The organism is Mycobacterium sp. NPDC006124 (assembly GCF_040614235.1).
Lineage (GTDB): Bacteria > Actinomycetota > Actinomycetes > Mycobacteriales > Mycobacteriaceae > Mycobacterium.
The window spans coordinates 267203-285728 of the sequence record NZ_JBEXUA010000003.1 but is presented as its reverse complement, the minus strand read 5'-3'; the positions used below and the strand labels follow the sequence as shown (position 1 = coordinate 285728).

Genomic DNA, 18526 nt, shown 5'->3' with positions numbered 1-18526 from the left:
GATACGGGTTCGGACGGCACGACGCGATTGCCCGTCTTCGCCGACGTCGACACGGGCGTCGACGACGCAATGGCGCTGGCCTACCTGCTGGCCAGCGTGGACGCCGAGATCGTCGGCATCGCCTCGACCGCGGGAAACGTTCCCGTCGACCAGGTTTGTGCCAACAATCTCGGACTTCTGGCCCTGTGCGGAGTGGACGACATCCCGGTGTCGAGGGGTTCCGAGCGCCCGTTGGCCATTGCCCTGCGCACCGCCGAGGACACCCACGGCCCGGAGGGAATCGGGTACGCGCAGCTCTCCGCCGGGGATCTTCGGCTCACCGACTACGACGCGGCCACCGCCTGGGTCCGAGCCGCCCGCGAACATCCGGGCGAGCTGATCGGCCTGGTCACCGGGCCGCTGACCAACTTGGCCCTGGCGATGCGCATCGAACCGGCCCTGCCCCGGTTGTTGCGGCGGCTGGTCATCATGGGCGGGGCGTTCGACTACCGCGGCAACACCACGCCGGTGGCGGAGTGGAACATCAGCGTGGACCCCGAGTCGGGCTCGGAGGTGTTCACCGTGTGGGGCGCGGCTTGGGGACTCGACGAGCCGACGCATCTGCCAATCATGTTGGGGCTCAACCTGACCGAGCACGCCGCGATGACGCCGGCGATCCTGAGTCGGCTGGCGGCGGCCGCCGGGTCGGCCACCACGCCGATGAGCGTGCTCGACGACCGCGGGACCAGATCGGCGGCCGCCAATCCGCTGATCCGCGTGCTCGAGGACGCGATGCGGTTCTACTTCGAGTTCCACTTCGACCAGGGCGAGGGCTACCTGGCTCACCTGCACGATCCACTGGCCGCCGCGGTGGCCCTGGATCCCGATCTCGTCACCTACCGTCGGGCGACCGTGGACGTGGAACTGACGGGCACCCTGACCCGCGGGATGACGGTCGCCGACTGGCGTGGGCACTGGGGGCGACACCCCAACGCGCACATCGGAGTCGGAGTCGACCCGGAGGTGTTCTTCGACCGGTTCATCGCGCGGGTGGGGCCCTTCGCCGCCACCTTGGGGTGAGCGGTCAGTCGTCGGTCACCACCAGGGTGACGTCGATGTTGCCGCGGGTCGCGTTCGAATAGGGGCAGACGGTGTGCGCCTTCTCGGCGAGCGCCTGGGCGGTGGCGTGGTCGACGTTGGGCATGGTGATCTCCAGTTCGACCGCGAGCCCGAAGCCGCCGCCGTCGAGCGTTCCGATCGACACTCGGGAGCCCACCGTCGAATCCGAGACGTCGGCCTTCTCCTGCCGGGCGACCAGTCGCAAGGCCGAGTGGAAGCACGCGGCGTAGCCGACGGCGAACAGCTGCTCGGGGTTGGTGCCGTCGCCACTGCCTCCCATCTCCTTCGGAATGGCCAACTGGAAGTCCAACCGGCCATCGGCACTGCGGGCCTGTCCGTCGCGGCCCTCGCCGGTGGCCAACGCCTCTGCGGTGTACAAGGTCTTCATCGTGATTCCTTTCCTGGTGCGGTCCGGGTTGCGCCCGGTGATCGTTCTGGGGTGGACGGGGAATTCCGCGAGGACGCGGTGAGCACGTCGGCGAGGCGTTGCACCGTGTCACGCAGGTCGGCGGCGTCGCCCTCGGACATGCCGGTCGAGGAGAAGAGGCGCTCGGGGATGCACTGTGCGCGCGCCTCTAATTCGAGGCCGCTCTCGGTGAGGGTGACCTCGACGAGTCGTTCGTCGGTTCGCGACCGCTCGCGGCGAACGAATCCGTTGGCCTCCAACCTCTTCAGCAGTGGTGACAGCGTTCCGGAGTCCAGCTGGAGACGTTCGCCGAGGTGGCCCACGGTGACGCGAGCCTCGCCACCCGGACCTGCCTCGTCCGAGGCCTCCCACAGCACCAGGAGCACCAGGTACTGCGGGTAGGTGAGGTTCATCTCGGTGAGGACCGGTCGGTATGCGGCGGTCATCGCCCGTGACGCCGAGTACAGGGCGAAGCACAGGTGCTGATCGAGGCTCAGGACCGCCATGCCTGAACTATAGCTCGCAATTCAATTGTGCACAATCGTTACTCGTAGACCCCCTCCAGGAACCACTGCCGCTGCCGGTAGCACAGCAGCATCGCCCGGTCGACGACGTCACCCCGTCCTCCCGGCTCCTCCACCAACACCTGCACCCGCGCCGTCCGACCCGCCTTCCCCGATTCCTGAGGGTCCCACCATCTTTCGTCCACCGGCCACGGACCGGCCCACCACCTCAACCGTCCCGCCCGGCGGCCGTCCCCGGTCAGCCGCGCCGGTTCCGCCGAGAACAGCCCCCGCCCCGTCACCCGAACCGGATTGCCCTCGGCGTCGAGCAGTTCCACCGGATCGTCGAGCAGGACGGCCGGCGACGGCTCGGGCAGCTGCCCTGGCCAGGGCTGGCCGGGATCGGCTCGGGACACGGGTTCGTCGCCCAACGGCGTGAAGGTGATGCGCTCGGCGGGCCCCCGACCGCCACTGAGCACCGGAACCTGCACCGATTCCGGCCCCAGCAGCCCTTGGACGCGGACCAGCGCCCGCCGGGCCCGCAACCGGTCGTCGTCTCCAGAGGAACCCCACAGCGGCAGCTGCAACGCCGAGGCCGACACCACCTCCACCGGGTGCAGCCGCAACGTGGTGATCGGGCCACTCAACCCCGCCTGCCCACCGTCGCGCCGGCGGTTCAGCCAACCGTCGAGTTGCCAGCGCACCCGGTCCGCCGTGGCGTCCTCGGTCAGCGGTTCGGCGCATCGCCAGACCCGGTGCATCTCCTCACCGTTGGCGGTGACCGCGTGGATGCCCAGCCGGGTGCAGCCGACACCCGCCGCCTCCAACCGGCGATGCAACTCGCCGGCCAGCGAGCGGCCGGCGAAGGCGGCGGCGTCGACCCTGTCCACCGGCGGATCGCAGTCCATGACCGCGTCGAGTTCGGGCGGCGTGTCCCGACCCGACGGGCCGCGCATGGACTCCCCGCGGGCAAAGCGGTGGGCCGCGACCGCATCGGCGCCGAACCGGGAGGCCACGTCGGTCCGCGACAGGGCGGCGAACTGCCCGATGCTGCGAATTCCCATGCGCCACAACAAATCGGTCAAGTCGTCCCGGCCGGGTGCCGACAGGCTCGGTTCGGTGGCCAACTGCCGGATCGACAGGGACGCCAGGAATGCCGCATCGCCGTGGGGCTCGACGATGCACCCGGCGCGCGCGGCGAAGACCGCGGTGGCCAACTGGTCGGCGATGCCGACCTGACACTCCGCGCCCGCCGCGGCGACCGCGTCGACCAACCGCTCCGAGGCCGACTGCTCCGACCCGAAGTAGCGGGCCGCCCCACGCACCGACAACACCAGCAGGCCCGGCCGCAACACCTCCGCACGGGGCACGACGTCGTCGACCGCCGCCGTCACGCCCTCGAAGTGCCTGGCGTCGCGACCGGGATCGGCGGTGACCACGTGAACACTGGGACAGCGCGCTTGGGCCTCCCGGCGACGCAACCCCCTGCGCACACCGGTCGCACGCGCCGACGCCGAACACGCCACGACGCGATTGGCCAGGGTGACCACGACGGGATCGGTCGCCGGCAGACCCGCCGCGGCCGCCGCCGCCACCGCGGGCCAATCCATGCACCAGATGGCCAGTACTCGGCCCGGCAACGTCATCCGCCCGCTATTCGGGCGAGACCCACGGAGCGGCCGGAGGCCTTGGTCGTCAACCGCACCCGGCTTATCCGCCCGCACCCCGGGACGGGTGCGCCGGAGCCCGCACCCGTGACCTCGAAGCCGCAGACCCTGGACTCCATTCGCGCCGAGGCTCCGTGCCAGTCGCCGTCGACGACCAGCAGGGTGCATCCCTTCTGCCGCGCCCTGGCCGTCACGGCACGGGCCCTGGTCGGCGCCACCACCCGGCCACCCAGTCCGAGCACCACGAGATCCAGTCCGTCCATCAGCACCGCGGCCACCTCCACCGGATCGGCACCCGGGTCGGGGATCACCGCAAGCCTGCTCAAATCGGCGCCCATCTCGACGGCGGCGAGCAGACCCACGTGCGGCTGACCCACGATCGCCGCATGCCCACCGGCCGCCGTCACCGCGGCCACCAACCGCAGCGACAGGGAACGGGCCCCCGACAGCACCGCGACCGACCCCCGGGGCAACGAGTCGGGAAGCAGCTCCGACAGCGATTCCGGTACCGGTAGCAAATTTTCCGAGACCGGAATCGAGGCTCGAGAGGGCATGGATCCGCGGTGCGTCGAACCCGCCGTGGGCGACGTGCGACCCGACACCTCGGCCATCTTGCGCCGAAGGTGTTCGACCTGTTCAGACCGGCTTTTACCGGCCTGAGTCACATCCATCACGACTGCCACGAGAACACCTTGCGCACCATCCGACTCGTTCCCTCATTCGAAAATATGTTCGATTGAACGAGTAAACACTCACCCTCTGACACCGTCAAGCGGGTCGACCCCACCGGGAGGCCCCACTACGCCTCCAGTGAAATACCCAGGTGCCCACATCCGAGGTCAGCTAGAGTTTTGGCACCGGAACCCGCTTCGGGATGGGGCTGGTGCGCGCGTCCAGCACCAGGGACCGCGCGGAATCGCCTCGCGATTCGCCGAAGGACGAGCGTTGGCAATTCGGGGATTAGTAAGGACAGCATCATGAGGTCACATCGCCTGACCCGCCGTGTCGCGGCCTACGCGGGAGGGGCTGCCGTCGTCGCGATGGTCGGCCTGACCGCAGCATGCGGCAGCAGTTCGGACAAGGCCCCGGAGACCACCCCCACCACGACGACCGCGCCGTCCACCGCGCCCTCGTCGTCGACCCCCTCGGTGACGCCCACCGAGAAGTCGATCAACCCCACGGGCGGCAATCTGTTCACGCCTCCGGTCAAGGCGCCACCCGCGCCGACGGCGATTCCCGGCGACAACTGACGCCCCGGCGGTTCTCGTATCCGTCGCAAGACCACCACACGACGCCATGCCGTCACCGACCGAGATGACATCACCGACCAGGCGCTCCACTGCCTGGCCGTGGTTGCTGCCCGTCATCATGCTGGCCGTGTTGGCGCTGGCCTCCGATCTGCGGGTCACTGCAGGCGCCGAACGGGCCAATGTGATCGACGGGCCATTCGCCTCACTGCTGGCCGCCTCGACCGACCTGGGCCCGGCCCGCGGGAATCACGTCCAGCTCACGGCAATGCTGAGCCACGACCGTCGCCCCGCGGCACTGATCGACTGGGCGAGCCACCACGGCCTCGCCGTGCAATGGCGCGACAGCGACGGCTGGGCCGTGGTGGAGGGGCCGCCCGATCACGTGGCGGCCGCCTTCGCCGTCGAGGTCCACGACTATCGCGGTCAGCGTGGTCAGGAATTCTACGCCTCGCCGCAGCAGCCCGAGGTACCCGAGCCGCTGCGGAGCGAAGTTCGACAGCTGGGCCGAATCCTCAGCTACACACCGCATCACGAGTCGCGGCCCGACATCCTGCCGCTCGACGTTCCGGACCGCGGGCTCACGCCCGACGCCCTGCTCAACACCTACAAAGCGGCAGGCATGGCGCGTAGCGGCTTCACCGGCAAGGGCACCACCATCGTGATCTTCGCGTTCAACGGCTTCGCCCAGTCCGACCTCGACACCTTCTCCACCCAGAACGGACTTCCCACCTTCACCCCCACCGTCGTCGGCGACCAACTCAAGGAGCCGTACGGCGAGACGACGATGGATCTCGAAGTCGCCCATGCGATTGCGCCCGACGCCAAGCTGGTCGTCGTCAACGCCCGCCCGACCGTCGAGGGCGACGGCGCCTTCCAGAAGATCGGACAGATGCTCGAGGACACCAATCGCCGGTTCCCCGGCGCCATTTGGAGCCTGTCGATCGGCTGGGGATGCGACAAGCTGCTCACCGCAGCGGATTTGGAACCCGTTCGATCAGCCCTCGCCGACGCCCACGAGAGCGGAACCACCGCATTCAACGCCAGCGGTGACCTCGCCGGCCTCGAGTGCAAGGGCGGTGACGACTGGGACTCCCCACCCGGACCGGCCGACGTCGGCCTGGATTCCATTGCCTCCCTTCCCGAGATGACGAGCGTCGGAGGCACCACGCTGTCCACCGACGCCAAGGGCAAGTGGCTCGCCGAGCAGGCCTGGTTCGACGTCCCGCTCTCCCAGGGCACCGGCGGCGGCGTCTCGACGCTGTTCGACCGACCTCCGTGGCAGCAGGTCGCCTCGGGGCAGATTCCGGCCGATCGCAACACGGGCAAGCGACTGACCCCCGACATCTCGGCCGTCGCCGACCCCTTCACCGGGGTGAAGATCGTGCTCAACGGCGACACCGTCGTCGGCGGGGGGACCTCGCAGTCGGCACCGATCTGGGCGGGGCTGACCGCCGTGATGACCCAGTTCCTGAAGGAGAACGGCGGCCGCGAGATCGGTGACATCAACCCCCTGCTGTACCGCATCGCCCAGGGTGCGCCACTGCCCGCGTTCCGAGACGTGACGTTGGGCGGCAACGCCGTCGACACCGCGGGACCGGGTTACGACCTGGTCAGCGGGCTCGGAACCCCGGACGTCGACAACCTGGCCCGCAACCTGTTGACCATTCAAAGGATCACGCAGTGAGGCGCGAGCGAGGACCGGAACGAGCGGGAGCCAAGACATGAGCACCGAAGGCGATCGCGAGCGAGGATCGCAGTGAGGCACGAGCGAGGACCGGAACGAGCGGGAGCCGAGACATGAGCACCGAGCCCGATACGGACGATCCCACCCCGGGAATGGTCGAGTGCCGCGTGTGCAAGGTCCCGGTTCCCGACGGGGAGTACTGCGGGCTGTGCGGCATCCGGTTGGACGAGCACCGCTCCACGGGTCCGGGATGGCTCAGAGCCCACGCCTACAGCGCCTCGCCCGGCGAGCACCTGTTCCGACCCAACCTCGTCAGTTCGCTGTTCCCGCACCTGTCCCCCAGTTCCCGCATGCCGTTCCTCGTCGGCCTCGGAGTGATCCTGGTCGCCCTACTGGCCACCAGCGTGTTTCGGCTGCCGGCCGCGTTGATCACCGTCGCGGCACTGGGTTTGCCCCTGCTGTTCCTGATCTACCTGCAGGAGTCCGACGTCTACGACGACGTGCCCACCGCAACCCTGGTGACCACGGCGGGACTGGGCATCGGCCTCGGCGTCGGGTGGGTGCTGCTGACGGGGGCCGTCGTCGCGCAGGCCTACGACGTCGGGCTCGGCATGGGCATCGCGGGGTCCCGCATCCTGCGCGACGGGCTGGGCGTCCCCATCGGCGGGGTGGTTCTGATGCTGGTTCCGGTCCTGCTCGTCAGACTCTTCCGGCCCGGTTCGCGAGAATCCCTCGACGGCTTTGCAATTGGTGCCCTCGGCGCGCTGATGTTCACCGCCGCGGCCCAGATGACCCGGTTGTCACCGCAATTCGCGGGCGGCATGATCGCCAGGTCGCGGCCGATGAACGGGCTGATCGTCGAAGCCGGCATCCGCGGCGTCGCGGTACCACTCACCGCGGCCGCGGTCGGCGGGCTGATCGGCACGGCGCTGTGGTTCACCCGACCCGAGAACAAGAAGCATCAGCACCGCAACTACGTCCGCCTCGTGGTGGCCGTGTTCGCGCTCGTCGTCCTGGTGCTCTACGCCGGACTCGGCCTCGTCGACGTCGCGAGAATGCCCCAGTTGTTCCAGCTGGCACTGCATCTCGGCGTGGCGGCGGCCGCACTGCTGGCGCTGCGGATCGGTTTGCACCTGGCCCTGCTGCACGAGGACCACGACGAGATCCGCTCCGACCAACCGCTGCTGTGCACGCACTGCGGACACGTCGTGCCCGACATGGCGTTCTGCGTGGCCTGTGGGGCAGCCACCAGGGCGTCGTCACGGTCGTCGCGACAGGCCCGGCGTGACATCCGGCCCGTTCGCGTCGAGGCCGACGGCGGGTCAGGGGCGGACGACGCGTGACCACGATCGTCCAGGGCTATTCCACCCATGCGGGCACCTACACTGCGCCGACCCTTCGCAAGACCTCACACCGTCGGCTCCTCATCGTCTGGGTGGCCGCCATCGGACTGGTCGCCGCGGGTCTGGTGGCGATGTCGGGCGCTCTGGAGAAGCCCTCGGCCCGGTACGTGTGCCCACCCGACTGCGGACGACCGCCGCTGGGGTTGCCGGTGACGATCAACCCGCGCTTCACCGCGCCCGACGGCGCGTTCTCCGTCGCCTACCCGGCGGAGGGCACGGCCTACAACGTCACCACCGGCGACCACGGCGTCACCGCCGACCTGCTGGCCGGCGACGGCGGCACCCTGCGGTTGTTCAGCGAGCCCGCCGGCGGCCGCACGCCGCAGGAGATCGCCAATCAGCTCGTCAAGAAGACCTTTCCCGACACCAAGATGGCCTACGAGATCCCCAACGCCATGGTCGGATATCAGCCGGGCTACGGCCTGGTCGCCGATTGTTGGCCGCAGGGCTCCAACGCGAGTTACAGCCGAATGCGGTTGGTCGTCATGGTGTCCGTCAAGAACGATCTCGCCCTAGTCGCCGGCGCGGTCGGTCCGTATCACGCGTTCGGCCCCGACTTCGGCTCGGGAAAGCCCTCGGCTGCGAACCTGCAAATCGCCCTCGACATGGGCAAATACGTCAACAGCTTCCTCTGGCGCGGCGACCCGCTGCGCTGATCCACCCGTGACGGCCCACTGTGGGCCGGATCTCCCACGGCCAAATGGTGACATTGACAAATGTCACCAATCGCTGTTGTACTTCGGTCGTGACCATCGACACCATGCCGACGCGGGGCTCCAAGCGCTCGCGGGCGGCCGCCGCGATCAGCGGCCTGACCCTGCGACAAATCAGCGCGGTGCTCCCGCCCGAGCGCGCCTGGGGGTTGTGGACGTCGCGCCGGATCGTCGAGCGAATCATGGACTCCTTCGGCCCCTCCTTGGCAGGCACCGAGGTCGAACCGGTCGACGTCCGCCTCGACGACGGACGTCGCGTCGTGGGCGAATGGGTCAGGGGTGCCGGGGTCTCCTCGACCGACCAGTGCATCTACTTCCTGCACGGCAGCGGGTTCGCGCTGTGCTCACCCCGCACCCACCGCCGGCTGACGGCCTGGCTGTCGCGACTGACCGGTCTTCCCGTGTTCTGTCTGGACTACCGATTGGCTCCCCGCCACCGGTTTCCCGCCGCCGCCGTCGACGTGCGATCCGGCTGGGAATGGCTCTGCACGATCGAGGGTTTCGCACCCGAGCGCGTCGTGGTCGCGGGTGACTCGGCCGGTGGCCACCTCGCCGTCGACCTTCTCCTGCAGCCCGACGTCTCACACCCTGCCGGCCTGGCCCTGTTCTCACCACTACTCGACCTGACGTTCGGCTTGGCACGCACCCGGGAGGAGTTGCGCCGCGACCCCGCCATCCGGGCCGCCGACGCCGCGAAACTCGTCGGGTTGTATTGCGCCGGAACCGACCTCGCGCATCCACGGCTCACACTCGACGTCGCGGGCGGCCGGCGGATGCCGCCGACGCTCGTCCAAGCCGGGGGCGGCGAGATGCTGGTCTCGGACTCCCGCCGGCTGGCGGCCGACATCACGGCCGCCGGTGGCGACTGCGCGCTACAGGTCTGGCCCGACCAGGTGCACGTCTTCCAGGCCCTGCCGCGACTGACCCCGGAGGCCGCACCAGCCATGCGGGAGGTCGCCACCTTCATTGGGGAGTCGTTGCGCCGCAACGCGAACGAGCGAGCGGCGGGCTAATGGGCGTCTTTGGATCCTCTCCCCGACGCAGTCATGGCGCTGCTGCCGTCATCACCGGTGCCGGCAGCGGCATCGGCGCCGCGTTCGCCACCGAACTCGCCCACCGCGGCGGTCGGATCGTGTGCAGCGACGTCGACGGGGAGTCGTCGCGTGCCACGGCCGACGCCATCGTCGCCGCCGGCGGTCAGGCCACCTCCGTCCGCTGCGACGTCTCCCAACTCGACGACGTCGAACAGCTGGCCAAGGAGGCTCGATCCTGGCTCGGCGGGCCACCGACCCTGGTGATCAACAACGCCGGCGTCGGCGCCGGCGGCTCCCCCATCGGCGAGATCGCCGCCGACGACTGGAATTGGGTTCTCGGCATCAACCTGTGGGGTCCGATCCACGGCTGCGAGGTGTTCACGCCGATCCTGCGTGAGGCTGGCCAGCGTGCGGGCATCATCAACGTCGCCTCGGCCGCCGCGTTCGGCGCGGCGCCCGGCATGGCCGCGTACAACGTCAGCAAGGCGGGCGTGCTCTCGCTGTCGGAGACGCTGGCGGCCGAATTGGCCGGCACCGGAATCAACGTCACCGTGCTGTGTCCGACCTTCGTCAAGACCAACATCGTGGACAACGGGCGGATCTCCGCCCGCTCCACCCAACTCGCCGACCGCCTCATGCGGTGGACCGGGTTCTCACCACAGCGGGTGGCCCGCACCTGCCTCGACACCAACGACCGCGGCGGTTTGTACTGCATGCCGCAACCCGACGCCCGCATCGGTTGGGGCATCAAGCGTTTCACCCCGACGGTGTACACCCGCGCCGTCGGTCTCACCAACCGCGCAACCACTTAGGAGACGGCCGTGGCAATCGACATGGATGCAATGCTGGCGAAGATCAAGGACCGCCAGTGGGCGCTGGCTGACATCGACTGGGACGCACCGGGTGCCGAGACCATCAGCGACGAGTTCCGGCCCAAGCTCAAGGCCTTCATGGCCGACCTGTGCTGGATCGAGAACGTCGGCGCCCGCGGGTTCGCCGCACTGGCCAAGAAGGCACCGACACCCGTTCTTGCGGAGATATACCGCTACTTCCACGCCGAGGAGCAGCGCCACGCCAACGCCGAACTGGCACTGATGAAGCGCTGGGGCATGCTCACCGACGGCGAGATGCCCGAACCCAACGTCAACATCCGGCTGGCCATCCAGTGGCTCGACAAGTACTCCGACGACATGTCGCTGTCGATCCTGGGCACCGTCATCCCGATGCTCGAGGTGGCGCTGGACGGGGCGCTGCTGAAGTTCCTGCTCGAGGAGGTCCACGATCCGGTGTGCCACCAGGTGTTCGAGAAGATCAACAACGACGAGTCGCGGCACATCGCGGTCGACTTCGAGGTGCTCAACATGATCGGCAACGCCACCGCCCGGAGACTGGCGGTCCAGTTCGTCGGCAACGTCGCCTCCCCGGGAGTGATCCTCGGCGCCCTGATGTACGCGCCCCTGCTCAACCGGATGCGCAACAACATCGTCGGCATGGGCTTGCAGCCCGAGCGGCTCTACGACGCCATGCAGCGATTCACGAAGATGGGTGAGCGGGCCGAATTCACCCGCCGCGTACCCACCTACCAGCTTCTGAAGTTCCACTCGAAGTTGGTGGTCAACCCGAATCATCCCTATCACCTGCTGGCGAACACCATGGTGCGGCTGTCCGACCGCTACCCCAACTCGTTCCTCGCGCCGATTCCCACCTGGTTCAAGGAACTGACCTACGAGCCGGCGGCCTGACGTGACCCAACCGCACGTCTACGACACCCTCATCGTCGGCACCGGCTTCACCGGCATCGGCGCGGCCATCAAGCTCAGTCAGGCCGGGGTCGACGACTTCGTCATCGTCGAACGCGACCAGCGCGTCGGCGGCACGTGGCGGGACAACACCTATCCCGGTGCGGCGTGCGACATTCCGTCGCTGCTGTACTCGTTCTCCTTCGTCGCCAACCCCACCTGGTCACGGGCGTACTCCCCCGCCGAGGAGATCCGGCTGCACATCGAGGACTTGGTGGACCGCTTCGACCTGCGGCGCCGGATCGACTTCGGTACCGAGGTGAACGGCCTGACCTTCGACGAGGACGCCGGCGTGTGGGACGTGAGCACCACCGGCCGCACGCGATACCGCGCCCGCACCGTCGTGCTGGCCTCGGGCCCGCTGCCGGATCACAAGTGGCCCGACGTCCGTGGGCTCGACACCTACGAGGGTCACAAGATCCACAGCGCCCGTTGGGATCACGACTACGACTTCACCGGCAAACGGGTCGCGGTGATCGGAACCGGTGCCAGTGCCGTGCAAATCGTGCCGGAACTGGTCAAGCAGGCGGCGTTCGTCAAGGTCTTCCAGCGCACGCCGGGGTGGGTGATCCCGCGGCTGGACGTCCCGACGCCAGTCCGGGCGCAGGAGCTGTTCGCCAAAGTGCCTGCCGTGCAACGGGCTGCCCGTCAGGCGTTGTTCTGGGGGCACGAGGCCAGTGCGACCGCACTGGTGTGGAAGTCACCGCTGAGCGGGCTGGTCGCCCGCCTGGGCAAGGCGCACCTGCACCGCCAGGTCAAGGATCCGTGGCTGCGCAGGCAACTGACCCCGGACTTCACCCCCGGCTGCAAGCGAATGCTGGTCTCCAGCGACTACTACCCCGCGCTGCAACGCGACAACTGCAAGCTGATCGACTGGCCGATCGCCACGATGAGCCCGGTGGGCATCCGTACCGGAGACGGCATCGAGCACCACGTGGACTGCGTCGTCTTCGCGACCGGATATGACGTGCACCTGACCGGTCCGCCCTACCAGGTGACCGGGCTGGGCGGACGGTCGCTGGCCGACGAGTGGACCCGCGGCGCGCAGGCCTACAAGAGCATCAACGCCAGCGGCTACCCGAACCTGTTCTTCATGACGGGTCCGAACTCGGGACCGGGGCACAATTCGCTGCTGGTGTTCGTCGAGGGCCAGCTCGACTACGCCGTCGCCGGCATCACCACCATTCTTCGTGGGCGCCTGCGCTATCTCGACGTGCGGGCCGACGTCCAACGCCGTCACAACGAGCAGCTTCAGAAGCGTCTGACCAAGACGACGTGGATGAGCGGATGCAGCAGCTGGTACCTGACGGCCGACGGATTCAACGCCTCGATGTATCCCGGTTTCGCCACGCAGTATCTTCGACAGATGCGTGACTTCAGGCTCGACGACTACGAGGCAGTTCCGGCGGGCAGGAGCGGAGCGACCGGGGGATCGACGCCGGCAGGTGCCGCACCCGCCGTGAGCATCAGTTCGTCGGCCTGACATGCCGCCCGCCAAGCAGCCGCGGCAACAAGCGGGCGCCATCTCGACCATCCTCAACGGACTACGTCGAGCACCGCGGCAGATTCGGCGAGGCTCTCGCGACGTCATCGAGAACGCGGTGTCGCAGCTGTTCGACGCCGCGGTGCAACCCCATGGCGTCGCGGCGTCCGGCGAGTACCGCATCGAAGAACTTGCACGCCTGGCGGGCACCACCACGCGCAACATCCGGGTGTACCGCGACCGCGGACTGTTGCACCCGCCGCTGCGGGTCGGCCGCATCGCGCTGTTCAACGACACCCACCTCACCCGGCTGCGGCTGATCACCTCGATGCTCGACCGGGGCTACAACATCTCCCACGTCCACGAGATGCTCAGCGCCTGGGAGGAGGGCAAGGACCTGGGCGACATGCTCGGTCTGGAATCGGCGATCGCGGGAAGCTGGGCCACGGAGAAGCCCGACCGGATGTCGGTCGCCGACGCCAAGACCCTCGTCGGGGACGACGCGGCGTTCGACCGAATGGTCGGCCTCGGCGTGATCACGATCGACGAGGACGCGGCAACGGTGGTGCGGCCCAAGCTGATCGAGGCCTTCAACGAGATCAAGCAGTACGGCGTCAGCACCGAGAAGCTGGTCGACATTCACGAGCAGACCGCTCCGCTGATCGACGAGATCAGCGGGATCCTGGTACGGGCCGGCGTCGAACACGTACTGACCCGGATCAACCCCGGCGCCGCCCTGCCGCCGGATACCGAAGTGGCAGAACTGATCACGATGCTGGTGCGGTTCCGCACCCAGGCCGTGGCCGCGGTGTCGGCGACGCTGGCCTTCTCGATCGAGTCGACGATCGAGTCCTCGGTCAGTCAGATCCTCGGCGACCTGATCGAGAAGGCCGCCGACGCAGACGGTGAGATGACGAGCTAGCCGTCACTCCCACTCGATGGTGCCCGGCGGTTTGCTGGTCACGTCGAGGACGACCCGGTTGACCTCCGGTACCTCGTTGGTGATGCGCGTCGAGATCCGCTCCAACACGTCGTAGGGCACACGGGTCCAGTCGGCGGTCATCGCGTCCTCGCTGGAGACCGGTCGAAGCACGATCGGATGACCGTAGGTCCGGCCGTCGCCCTGCACGCCCACCGACCGGACGTCGGCGAGCAGCACGACCGGGCACTGCCAGATCTGGTCGTCCAGTCCGGCGGAGGTCAGCTCCTCGCGGGCGATGGCATCGGCTCGGCGCAGGGTGTCCAATCGGCTCGCGGTGACTTCGCCGACGATCCGAATCGCCAACCCAGGGCCTGGAAACGGTTGCCGCCCAACGATTTCCTCGGGCAAGCCGAGTTCGCGACCCACCGCGCGCACCTCGTCCTTGAACAGCAGCCGCAGCGGCTCGACGAGCGAGAACTTCAGGTCGTCGGGCAGCCCGCCGACGTTGTGGTGGCTCTTGATGTTGGCCGCTCCCGTGCCGCCGCCGGATTCGACGACGTCCGGATACAGGGTGCCCTGGACCAGGTAGTCGACGTCGCCGCCGCCGTCCTCGACCAAGGTCCGTACCGCACCCTCGAACGCGCGGATGAACTCGCGGCCGATGATCTTGCGCTTGCCCTCCGGGTTGGTCACGCCGGAGAGGGCCTCCAGGAACCGCGCCTCGACGTCGACGGTGACGAGGTTGGCGCCGGTGGCGGCGACGAAGTCGCGCTGCACCTGTCCGCGTTCTCCCGCCCGCAGCAGGCCATGGTCGACGAAGACGCAGGTCAGTCGGTCACCGACGGCGCGCTGCACCAGCGCCGCGGCCACCGCGGAGTCCACGCCACCGGACAGTCCGCACAGCGCCCGGCCGTCGCCGATCTGCTCGCGCACCTGCTCGACCAGCGCGTCGGCGATGTTGGCGGCCGTCCACGTCGAGTCGATGCCGGCGAACTCGTGCAGGAAGCGGCTCAACACCTGCTGGCCGTGGGGGCTGTGCATGACCTCGGGGTGATACTGCACGCCGGCGAGCTTGCGGGCCCGGTTCTCGAAGCCGGCCACGGGCGCACCGGCACTGGTGGCGACGACGGTGAAGCCGCTGGGCGCCTCGGTGACGGCGTCCCCGTGGCTCATCCACACGGGTTGGCTGGCAGGGAGGTCGGCGTGCAGTTCGCCGCCGGACACGTTCAGGTCGGTGCGACCGTACTCGCTGGTGCCGGTGTGGGCGACGGTGCCGCCGAGGGCCTGCGCCATCGCCTGGAATCCGTAGCAGATGCCGAAGACGGGGACGTCGAGGTCGAAGAGCGCGGGGTCGAGTTGCGGTGCGCCCTCGGCATACACGCTGGCCGGACCCCCCGAGAGCACGATGGCGGCCGGATCCTTGGCCTTGATCTCGTCGACGGTCGCCGTGTGAGGGATGACCTCGGAGTACACGCGTGCCTCGCGGACGCGTCGGGCGATCAGCTGCGCGTACTGCGCTCCGAAGTCGACCACCAACACGGGCCGGGGTGATGCCGTTTCCACCCGCTCAGTCTAGTGGCGCACGCCCATCACCTCGTACCGCCGAGACGATCATCCCGCCGAGGTCACCGGCTCGATGGGCAGACGACGCAACGCCGCAGGTGCATGAGCCGGGACGACGGGGTTGCGCGGAACGATTGGTTCCAGCCGTTCGTAGGGGCGGTCTTGGGCGGGACGCTGGTCGACTTCGCCCTTGTTGGGCCACAGTGACGCCGCACGCTCGGCCTGGGCGGTGATGCTCAGCGACGGGTTGACGCCCATGTTGGCCGAGATCGCCGCGCCGTCGACCACCGACAACGTCGGATAGCCGTGCACCCGGTGGTACGGGTCGATCACGCCGTGATCGGCGGTGTCGCCGATCACCGCCCCACCCAGGTAGTGGGCCGTCAACGGAATGTTGAACAGCTCGCCCCAGGTGCCGCCGGCGACACCGTCGATCTTCTCCGCAATCCGCCGGGTGACCTCGTTGCCGGCCGGAATCCACGACGGGTTCGGCTCGCCGTGCCCCTGCTTGCTGACCACGCGGCGGAAGCCCAGCTTGCTGCGCTTGGTGTAGGTCGTGATCGAGTTGTCCAGGTGCTGCATGACCAGCGCGATCATGGTGCGCTCACTCCACTTTCGCGGGTTGAGCAGCCGGATCGTGCCCCGCGGGTCCGACTTGGCGGTCTGCACGAGCTGGCGCCAGCGCGGCACGCCGGTCCCGTCGGGCAGCAGACCGTCGGTCATCAGCGTCTGCAGTAGACCCATCGCGTTGGAGCCCTTGCCGTAACGGCAGGGCTCGATGTGGGTGTCGGCGGTCGGGTGAATCGACGAGGTGATCGCCACGCCGTGCGTCAGGTCGAGGTCGTCCTTGACCCGCAACCGGCCGGCGCCGACGATCGACTCGGAATTGGTTCGGGTGAGGACGCCCAACTTCTCGGACAGCTTGGGCAAGCGGCCGGTGTCACGCATCTTGAACAGCAGCTTCTGGGTGCCCCAGGTGCCGCCTGCGACGATCACCTGCTCGGCGGTGTAGGTGGTCTTCTTGCGCCGCAGCTTGCGGCCCGTCCGGACGGTGTGCACCTTCCACGATCCATCGGCCTGCGGCTCGAGGTCGACGACCGTGGTCATCGGGATGATGTCGGCGCCAGCCGATTCGGCCAACCCGAGGTAGTTCTTCAGCAGTGTGTTCTTGGCGCCGTAGCGGCAGCCCGTCATGCAGGAGCCACATTCGATACAACCGGTGCGCGCCGGACCCGCGCCGCCGAAGTACGGGTCGGGCACGGTCTTTCCCGGCTGCTTCTCGCCGTTCTCGCCAAAGAACACACCGACCGGAGTCGGGACGAAGGTGTCGCCGACGCCCATGTCGTCGGCGACCTCCTTGAGGATGCGGTCGGCGTCGGTGAAGGTGGGGTTGGTGACGACGCCGAGCATGCGCTTGGCCTGCTCGTAATGCGGCATCAACTCGGCGCGCCAATCGGTGATGTGGGCCCACTGCGGGTCGTTGAAGAACGGTTCATTGGGCACGTAGAGCGTGTTGGCGTAGTTGAGCGATCCACCGCCGACACCGGCGCCAGCCAAGATCATCACGTTCCGCAAGAGGTGGATGCGCTGAATGCCGTACATGCCGAACTGTGGCGCCCAGAGGAACTTGCGCAGGTTCCACGAGGTCTTGGCCATGTCCTGGTCCTCGAACCGCCGACCGGCTTCGAGCACGCCGACGCGGTAGCCCTTCTCGGTGAGCCGTAGGGCGCTCGTGCTGCCGCCGAATCCCGAGCCGATGATCAAGACGTCATAGTCAGCAACCATGCGCCCATTATGAACTTACCGGCGGGTAACCCGCTAGACAGGAGACCCTAACTTGTAAAGCGTGCGGGTCAGGACCCGACGGTGAGGCCAACCTTCTGGAATTCCTTGAGGTCGCAGTACCCGGCCTTGGCCATCGACCGGCGCAAGCCCCCGACCAGGTTCAACGAGCCGAACGGGTCGTCGGACGGGCCGTTGAGCACCTGCTCGAGTGCCGGCCGCTCCCCGCGCGCGACCTGCAGCATGGCGCCGCGGGGCAGCGACGGATGCGCCGCGGCGGACGGCCAAAACCAGCCGTCGCCAAGGGCCTCGGCGGCCGTCGACAGCGGTGTGCCGAGCACGACCGCGTCGGCGCCGCAGGCGATGGCCTTGGCGAGTTCACCGGAGGTGTGGATGTCGCCGTCGGCGAGAACGTGGACGTAGCGACCGCCGGTCTCGTCGAGATACTCGCGGCGGGCCGCGGCCGCGTCGGCGATGGCGGTGGCCATCGGGACGCTGATGCCGAGCACCTCGTCGCTGGTGGTCACCCCGGAGGTGGAGCCGTAGCCGACGATGACGCCGGCCGCTCCGGTGCGCATCAAGTGCAGCGCGGTGCGGTGGTCGAGCACGCCGCCGGCGACCACGGGCACGTCGAGCTCGGAGATGAAGGTCTTGAGGTTTAGCGGCTCGCCGGATCCGTCGCGGTCCTGCGCGACGCGTTCGGCGGAGATGATCGTGCCCTGGATCACGAGCAGGTCGATCCCGGCGGCGACGAGCGCCGGCGTGAGGGTCTGGGCGTTCTGCGGGCTGACGCGCACCGCGGTCGTGACGCCCGCCTCGCGGATCCGCGCGACGGCGCTGCCCAGTAGGTCCGGATCCAGTGGCGCCGAGTGGAATTGCTGCAGCAGGCGGATGGCGGCAGAGGAGTCCGGTTCCTTGGCAGCCGCCTCGACCACCTGGGCGACCTTGGCCTCGACGTCGGCGTGACGTCCGATCAAACCTTCGCCGTTGAGCACACCGAGACCGCCGAGCCGGCCCATCTCGATGGCGAACTCGACCGAGACCAATGCGTCGGTGGGATGCGCGACGACGGGCACCTCGAACCGGTAGGCGTCGAGCTGCCACGCCGTCGACACGTCCTGCGAGGACCGCGTGCGCCGCGAGGGCACGATGTTGATGTCTCGGAGTTCGTAGGTCCGGCGAGCGGTCCTGCCCATGCCGATCTCGACCATGTCACGCA

Annotated in this window: 17 protein-coding genes; 10 read left to right on the top strand and 7 right to left on the bottom strand. The window is 68.5% G+C overall.

All coding sequences use genetic code 11. From position 1 onward, the window contains the following. Positions 1 to 27: 27 nt before the first annotated feature. The gene (locus ABZ195_RS08300; protein ID WP_355217034.1) at positions 28 to 1059 is read left to right on the top strand and encodes a nucleoside hydrolase; all 1032 of its coding nucleotides are present in this window, start codon (positions 28 to 30) and stop codon (positions 1057 to 1059) included. Between the two features lie 4 nt (positions 1060 to 1063). Here ABZ195_RS08300 and ABZ195_RS08295 read toward each other — a convergent pair whose 3' ends face one another. Genes ABZ195_RS08295 through ABZ195_RS08280 form a run of 4 tightly spaced genes read right to left on the bottom strand, consistent with a single transcriptional unit; the run spans position 1064 to position 4345 of the window. Then, complete coding sequence (locus ABZ195_RS08295; RefSeq protein ID WP_355216576.1) at positions 1064 to 1486, bottom strand: organic hydroperoxide resistance protein; 423 nt, start codon at positions 1484 to 1486, stop codon at positions 1064 to 1066. Beyond that, positions 1483 to 2010 (bottom strand): MarR family transcriptional regulator, encoded by a 528-nt coding sequence (locus tag ABZ195_RS08290; protein ID WP_355216574.1) that lies wholly within the window; start codon positions 2008 to 2010, stop codon positions 1483 to 1485. The genes ABZ195_RS08295 and ABZ195_RS08290 overlap by 4 nt, the downstream gene beginning before the upstream one ends. A 38-nt stretch (positions 2011 to 2048) precedes the next feature. After that, the gene (locus ABZ195_RS08285; protein WP_355216572.1) at positions 2049 to 3653 is read right to left on the bottom strand and encodes a DNA polymerase Y family protein; all 1605 of its coding nucleotides are present in this window, start codon (positions 3651 to 3653) and stop codon (positions 2049 to 2051) included. Further along, the gene (locus tag ABZ195_RS08280) at positions 3650 to 4345 is read right to left on the bottom strand and encodes a hypothetical protein (protein ID WP_355217032.1); all 696 of its coding nucleotides are present in this window, start codon (positions 4343 to 4345) and stop codon (positions 3650 to 3652) included. The genes ABZ195_RS08285 and ABZ195_RS08280 overlap by 4 nt, the downstream gene beginning before the upstream one ends. Positions 4346 to 4651: 306 nt before the next feature. Between ABZ195_RS08280 and ABZ195_RS08275 the strand changes: the two genes are divergently transcribed. From ABZ195_RS08275 to ABZ195_RS08235, 9 genes are all read left to right on the top strand, one after another. Next, positions 4652 to 4924 (top strand): hypothetical protein, encoded by a 273-nt coding sequence (locus ABZ195_RS08275; RefSeq protein WP_355216571.1) that lies wholly within the window; start codon positions 4652 to 4654, stop codon positions 4922 to 4924. 64 nt (positions 4925 to 4988) lie between these two features. Further along, the gene (locus tag ABZ195_RS08270; protein WP_355216570.1) at positions 4989 to 6608 is read left to right on the top strand and encodes a S53 family peptidase; all 1620 of its coding nucleotides are present in this window, start codon (positions 4989 to 4991) and stop codon (positions 6606 to 6608) included. 113 nt (positions 6609 to 6721) lie between these two features. Then, a complete protein-coding gene (locus tag ABZ195_RS08265; RefSeq protein ID WP_355216569.1) occupies positions 6722 to 7951 on the top strand; it encodes a zinc ribbon domain-containing protein in 1230 nt (409 codons plus the stop codon). Next, complete coding sequence (locus ABZ195_RS08260) at positions 7948 to 8667, top strand: hypothetical protein (protein ID WP_355216568.1); 720 nt, start codon at positions 7948 to 7950, stop codon at positions 8665 to 8667. Before ABZ195_RS08265 ends, ABZ195_RS08260 begins: the two co-directional genes overlap by 4 nt. 104 nt (positions 8668 to 8771) lie before the next feature. Beyond that, a complete protein-coding gene (locus tag ABZ195_RS08255) occupies positions 8772 to 9737 on the top strand; it encodes an alpha/beta hydrolase (protein ID WP_355217031.1) in 966 nt (321 codons plus the stop codon). Beyond that, positions 9737 to 10570, top strand: coding sequence for an SDR family NAD(P)-dependent oxidoreductase (locus tag ABZ195_RS08250; protein ID WP_355216567.1), 834 nt, complete (start codon positions 9737 to 9739; stop codon positions 10568 to 10570). Before ABZ195_RS08255 ends, ABZ195_RS08250 begins: the two co-directional genes overlap by 1 nt. 9 nt (positions 10571 to 10579) lie before the next feature. Beyond that, on the top strand, positions 10580 to 11500 hold the full coding sequence (locus ABZ195_RS08245; RefSeq protein ID WP_355216566.1) for a ferritin-like domain-containing protein: 921 nt from the start codon (positions 10580 to 10582) through the stop codon (positions 11498 to 11500). A 1-nt stretch (position 11501) separates the two neighbouring features. Beyond that, entirely contained in the window at positions 11502 to 13040 is a 1539-nt protein-coding gene (locus tag ABZ195_RS08240) for an NAD(P)/FAD-dependent oxidoreductase (RefSeq protein ID WP_355216564.1), read from the top strand. A 1-nt stretch (position 13041) separates the two neighbouring features. Continuing rightward, positions 13042 to 13962: a MerR family transcriptional regulator gene (locus ABZ195_RS08235; protein WP_355216562.1), complete on the top strand. Its 921-nt coding sequence runs from the start codon at positions 13042 to 13044 to the stop codon at positions 13960 to 13962. 3 nt (positions 13963 to 13965) lie between these two features. Here the strand turns inward: ABZ195_RS08235 and guaA are convergent, their stop codons facing one another. From guaA to ABZ195_RS08220, 3 genes are all read right to left on the bottom strand, one after another. Continuing rightward, on the bottom strand, positions 13966 to 15525 hold the full coding sequence (gene guaA / locus ABZ195_RS08230) for a glutamine-hydrolyzing GMP synthase (RefSeq protein WP_355216560.1): 1560 nt from the start codon (positions 15523 to 15525) through the stop codon (positions 13966 to 13968). Positions 15526 to 15573: 48 nt separating this feature from the next. Beyond that, positions 15574 to 17310, bottom strand: coding sequence for a GMC family oxidoreductase (locus ABZ195_RS08225; RefSeq protein WP_355216558.1), 1737 nt, complete (start codon positions 17308 to 17310; stop codon positions 15574 to 15576). A gap of 68 nt (positions 17311 to 17378) precedes the next feature. After that, positions 17379 to 18518, bottom strand: a complete 1140-nt coding sequence (locus ABZ195_RS08220; protein ID WP_355217030.1) for a GuaB3 family IMP dehydrogenase-related protein — start codon at positions 18516 to 18518, stop codon at positions 17379 to 17381. Positions 18519 to 18526 lie beyond the last annotated feature (8 nt).

Bases quoted from the DNA above. Each gene is read 5' to 3' on its own strand.
- ABZ195_RS08295 (WP_355216576.1), bottom strand. From the start codon at position 1,486: ATGAAGACCTTGTACACCGCAGAGGCGTTGGCCACCGGCGAGGGCCGC.
- ABZ195_RS08290 (WP_355216574.1), bottom strand. From the start codon at position 2,010: ATGGCGGTCCTGAGCCTCGATCAGCACCTGTGCTTCGCCCTGTACTCG.
- ABZ195_RS08285 (WP_355216572.1), bottom strand. From the start codon at position 3,653: ATGACGTTGCCGGGCCGAGTACTGGCCATCTGGTGCATGGATTGGCCC.
- ABZ195_RS08280 (WP_355217032.1), bottom strand. From the start codon at position 4,345: ATGGATGTGACTCAGGCCGGTAAAAGCCGGTCTGAACAGGTCGAACAC.
- ABZ195_RS08275 (WP_355216571.1), top strand. From the start codon at position 4,652: ATGAGGTCACATCGCCTGACCCGCCGTGTCGCGGCCTACGCGGGAGGG.
- ABZ195_RS08270 (WP_355216570.1), top strand. From the start codon at position 4,989: ATGACATCACCGACCAGGCGCTCCACTGCCTGGCCGTGGTTGCTGCCC.
- ABZ195_RS08265 (WP_355216569.1), top strand. From the start codon at position 6,722: ATGAGCACCGAGCCCGATACGGACGATCCCACCCCGGGAATGGTCGAG.
- ABZ195_RS08255 (WP_355217031.1), top strand. From the start codon at position 8,772: ATGCCGACGCGGGGCTCCAAGCGCTCGCGGGCGGCCGCCGCGATCAGC.
- ABZ195_RS08250 (WP_355216567.1), top strand. From the start codon at position 9,737: ATGGGCGTCTTTGGATCCTCTCCCCGACGCAGTCATGGCGCTGCTGCC.
- ABZ195_RS08235 (WP_355216562.1), top strand. From the start codon at position 13,042: ATGCCGCCCGCCAAGCAGCCGCGGCAACAAGCGGGCGCCATCTCGACC.
- ABZ195_RS08225 (WP_355216558.1), bottom strand. From the start codon at position 17,310: ATGGTTGCTGACTATGACGTCTTGATCATCGGCTCGGGATTCGGCGGC.
- ABZ195_RS08220 (WP_355217030.1), bottom strand. From the start codon at position 18,518: ATGGTCGAGATCGGCATGGGCAGGACCGCTCGCCGGACCTACGAACTC.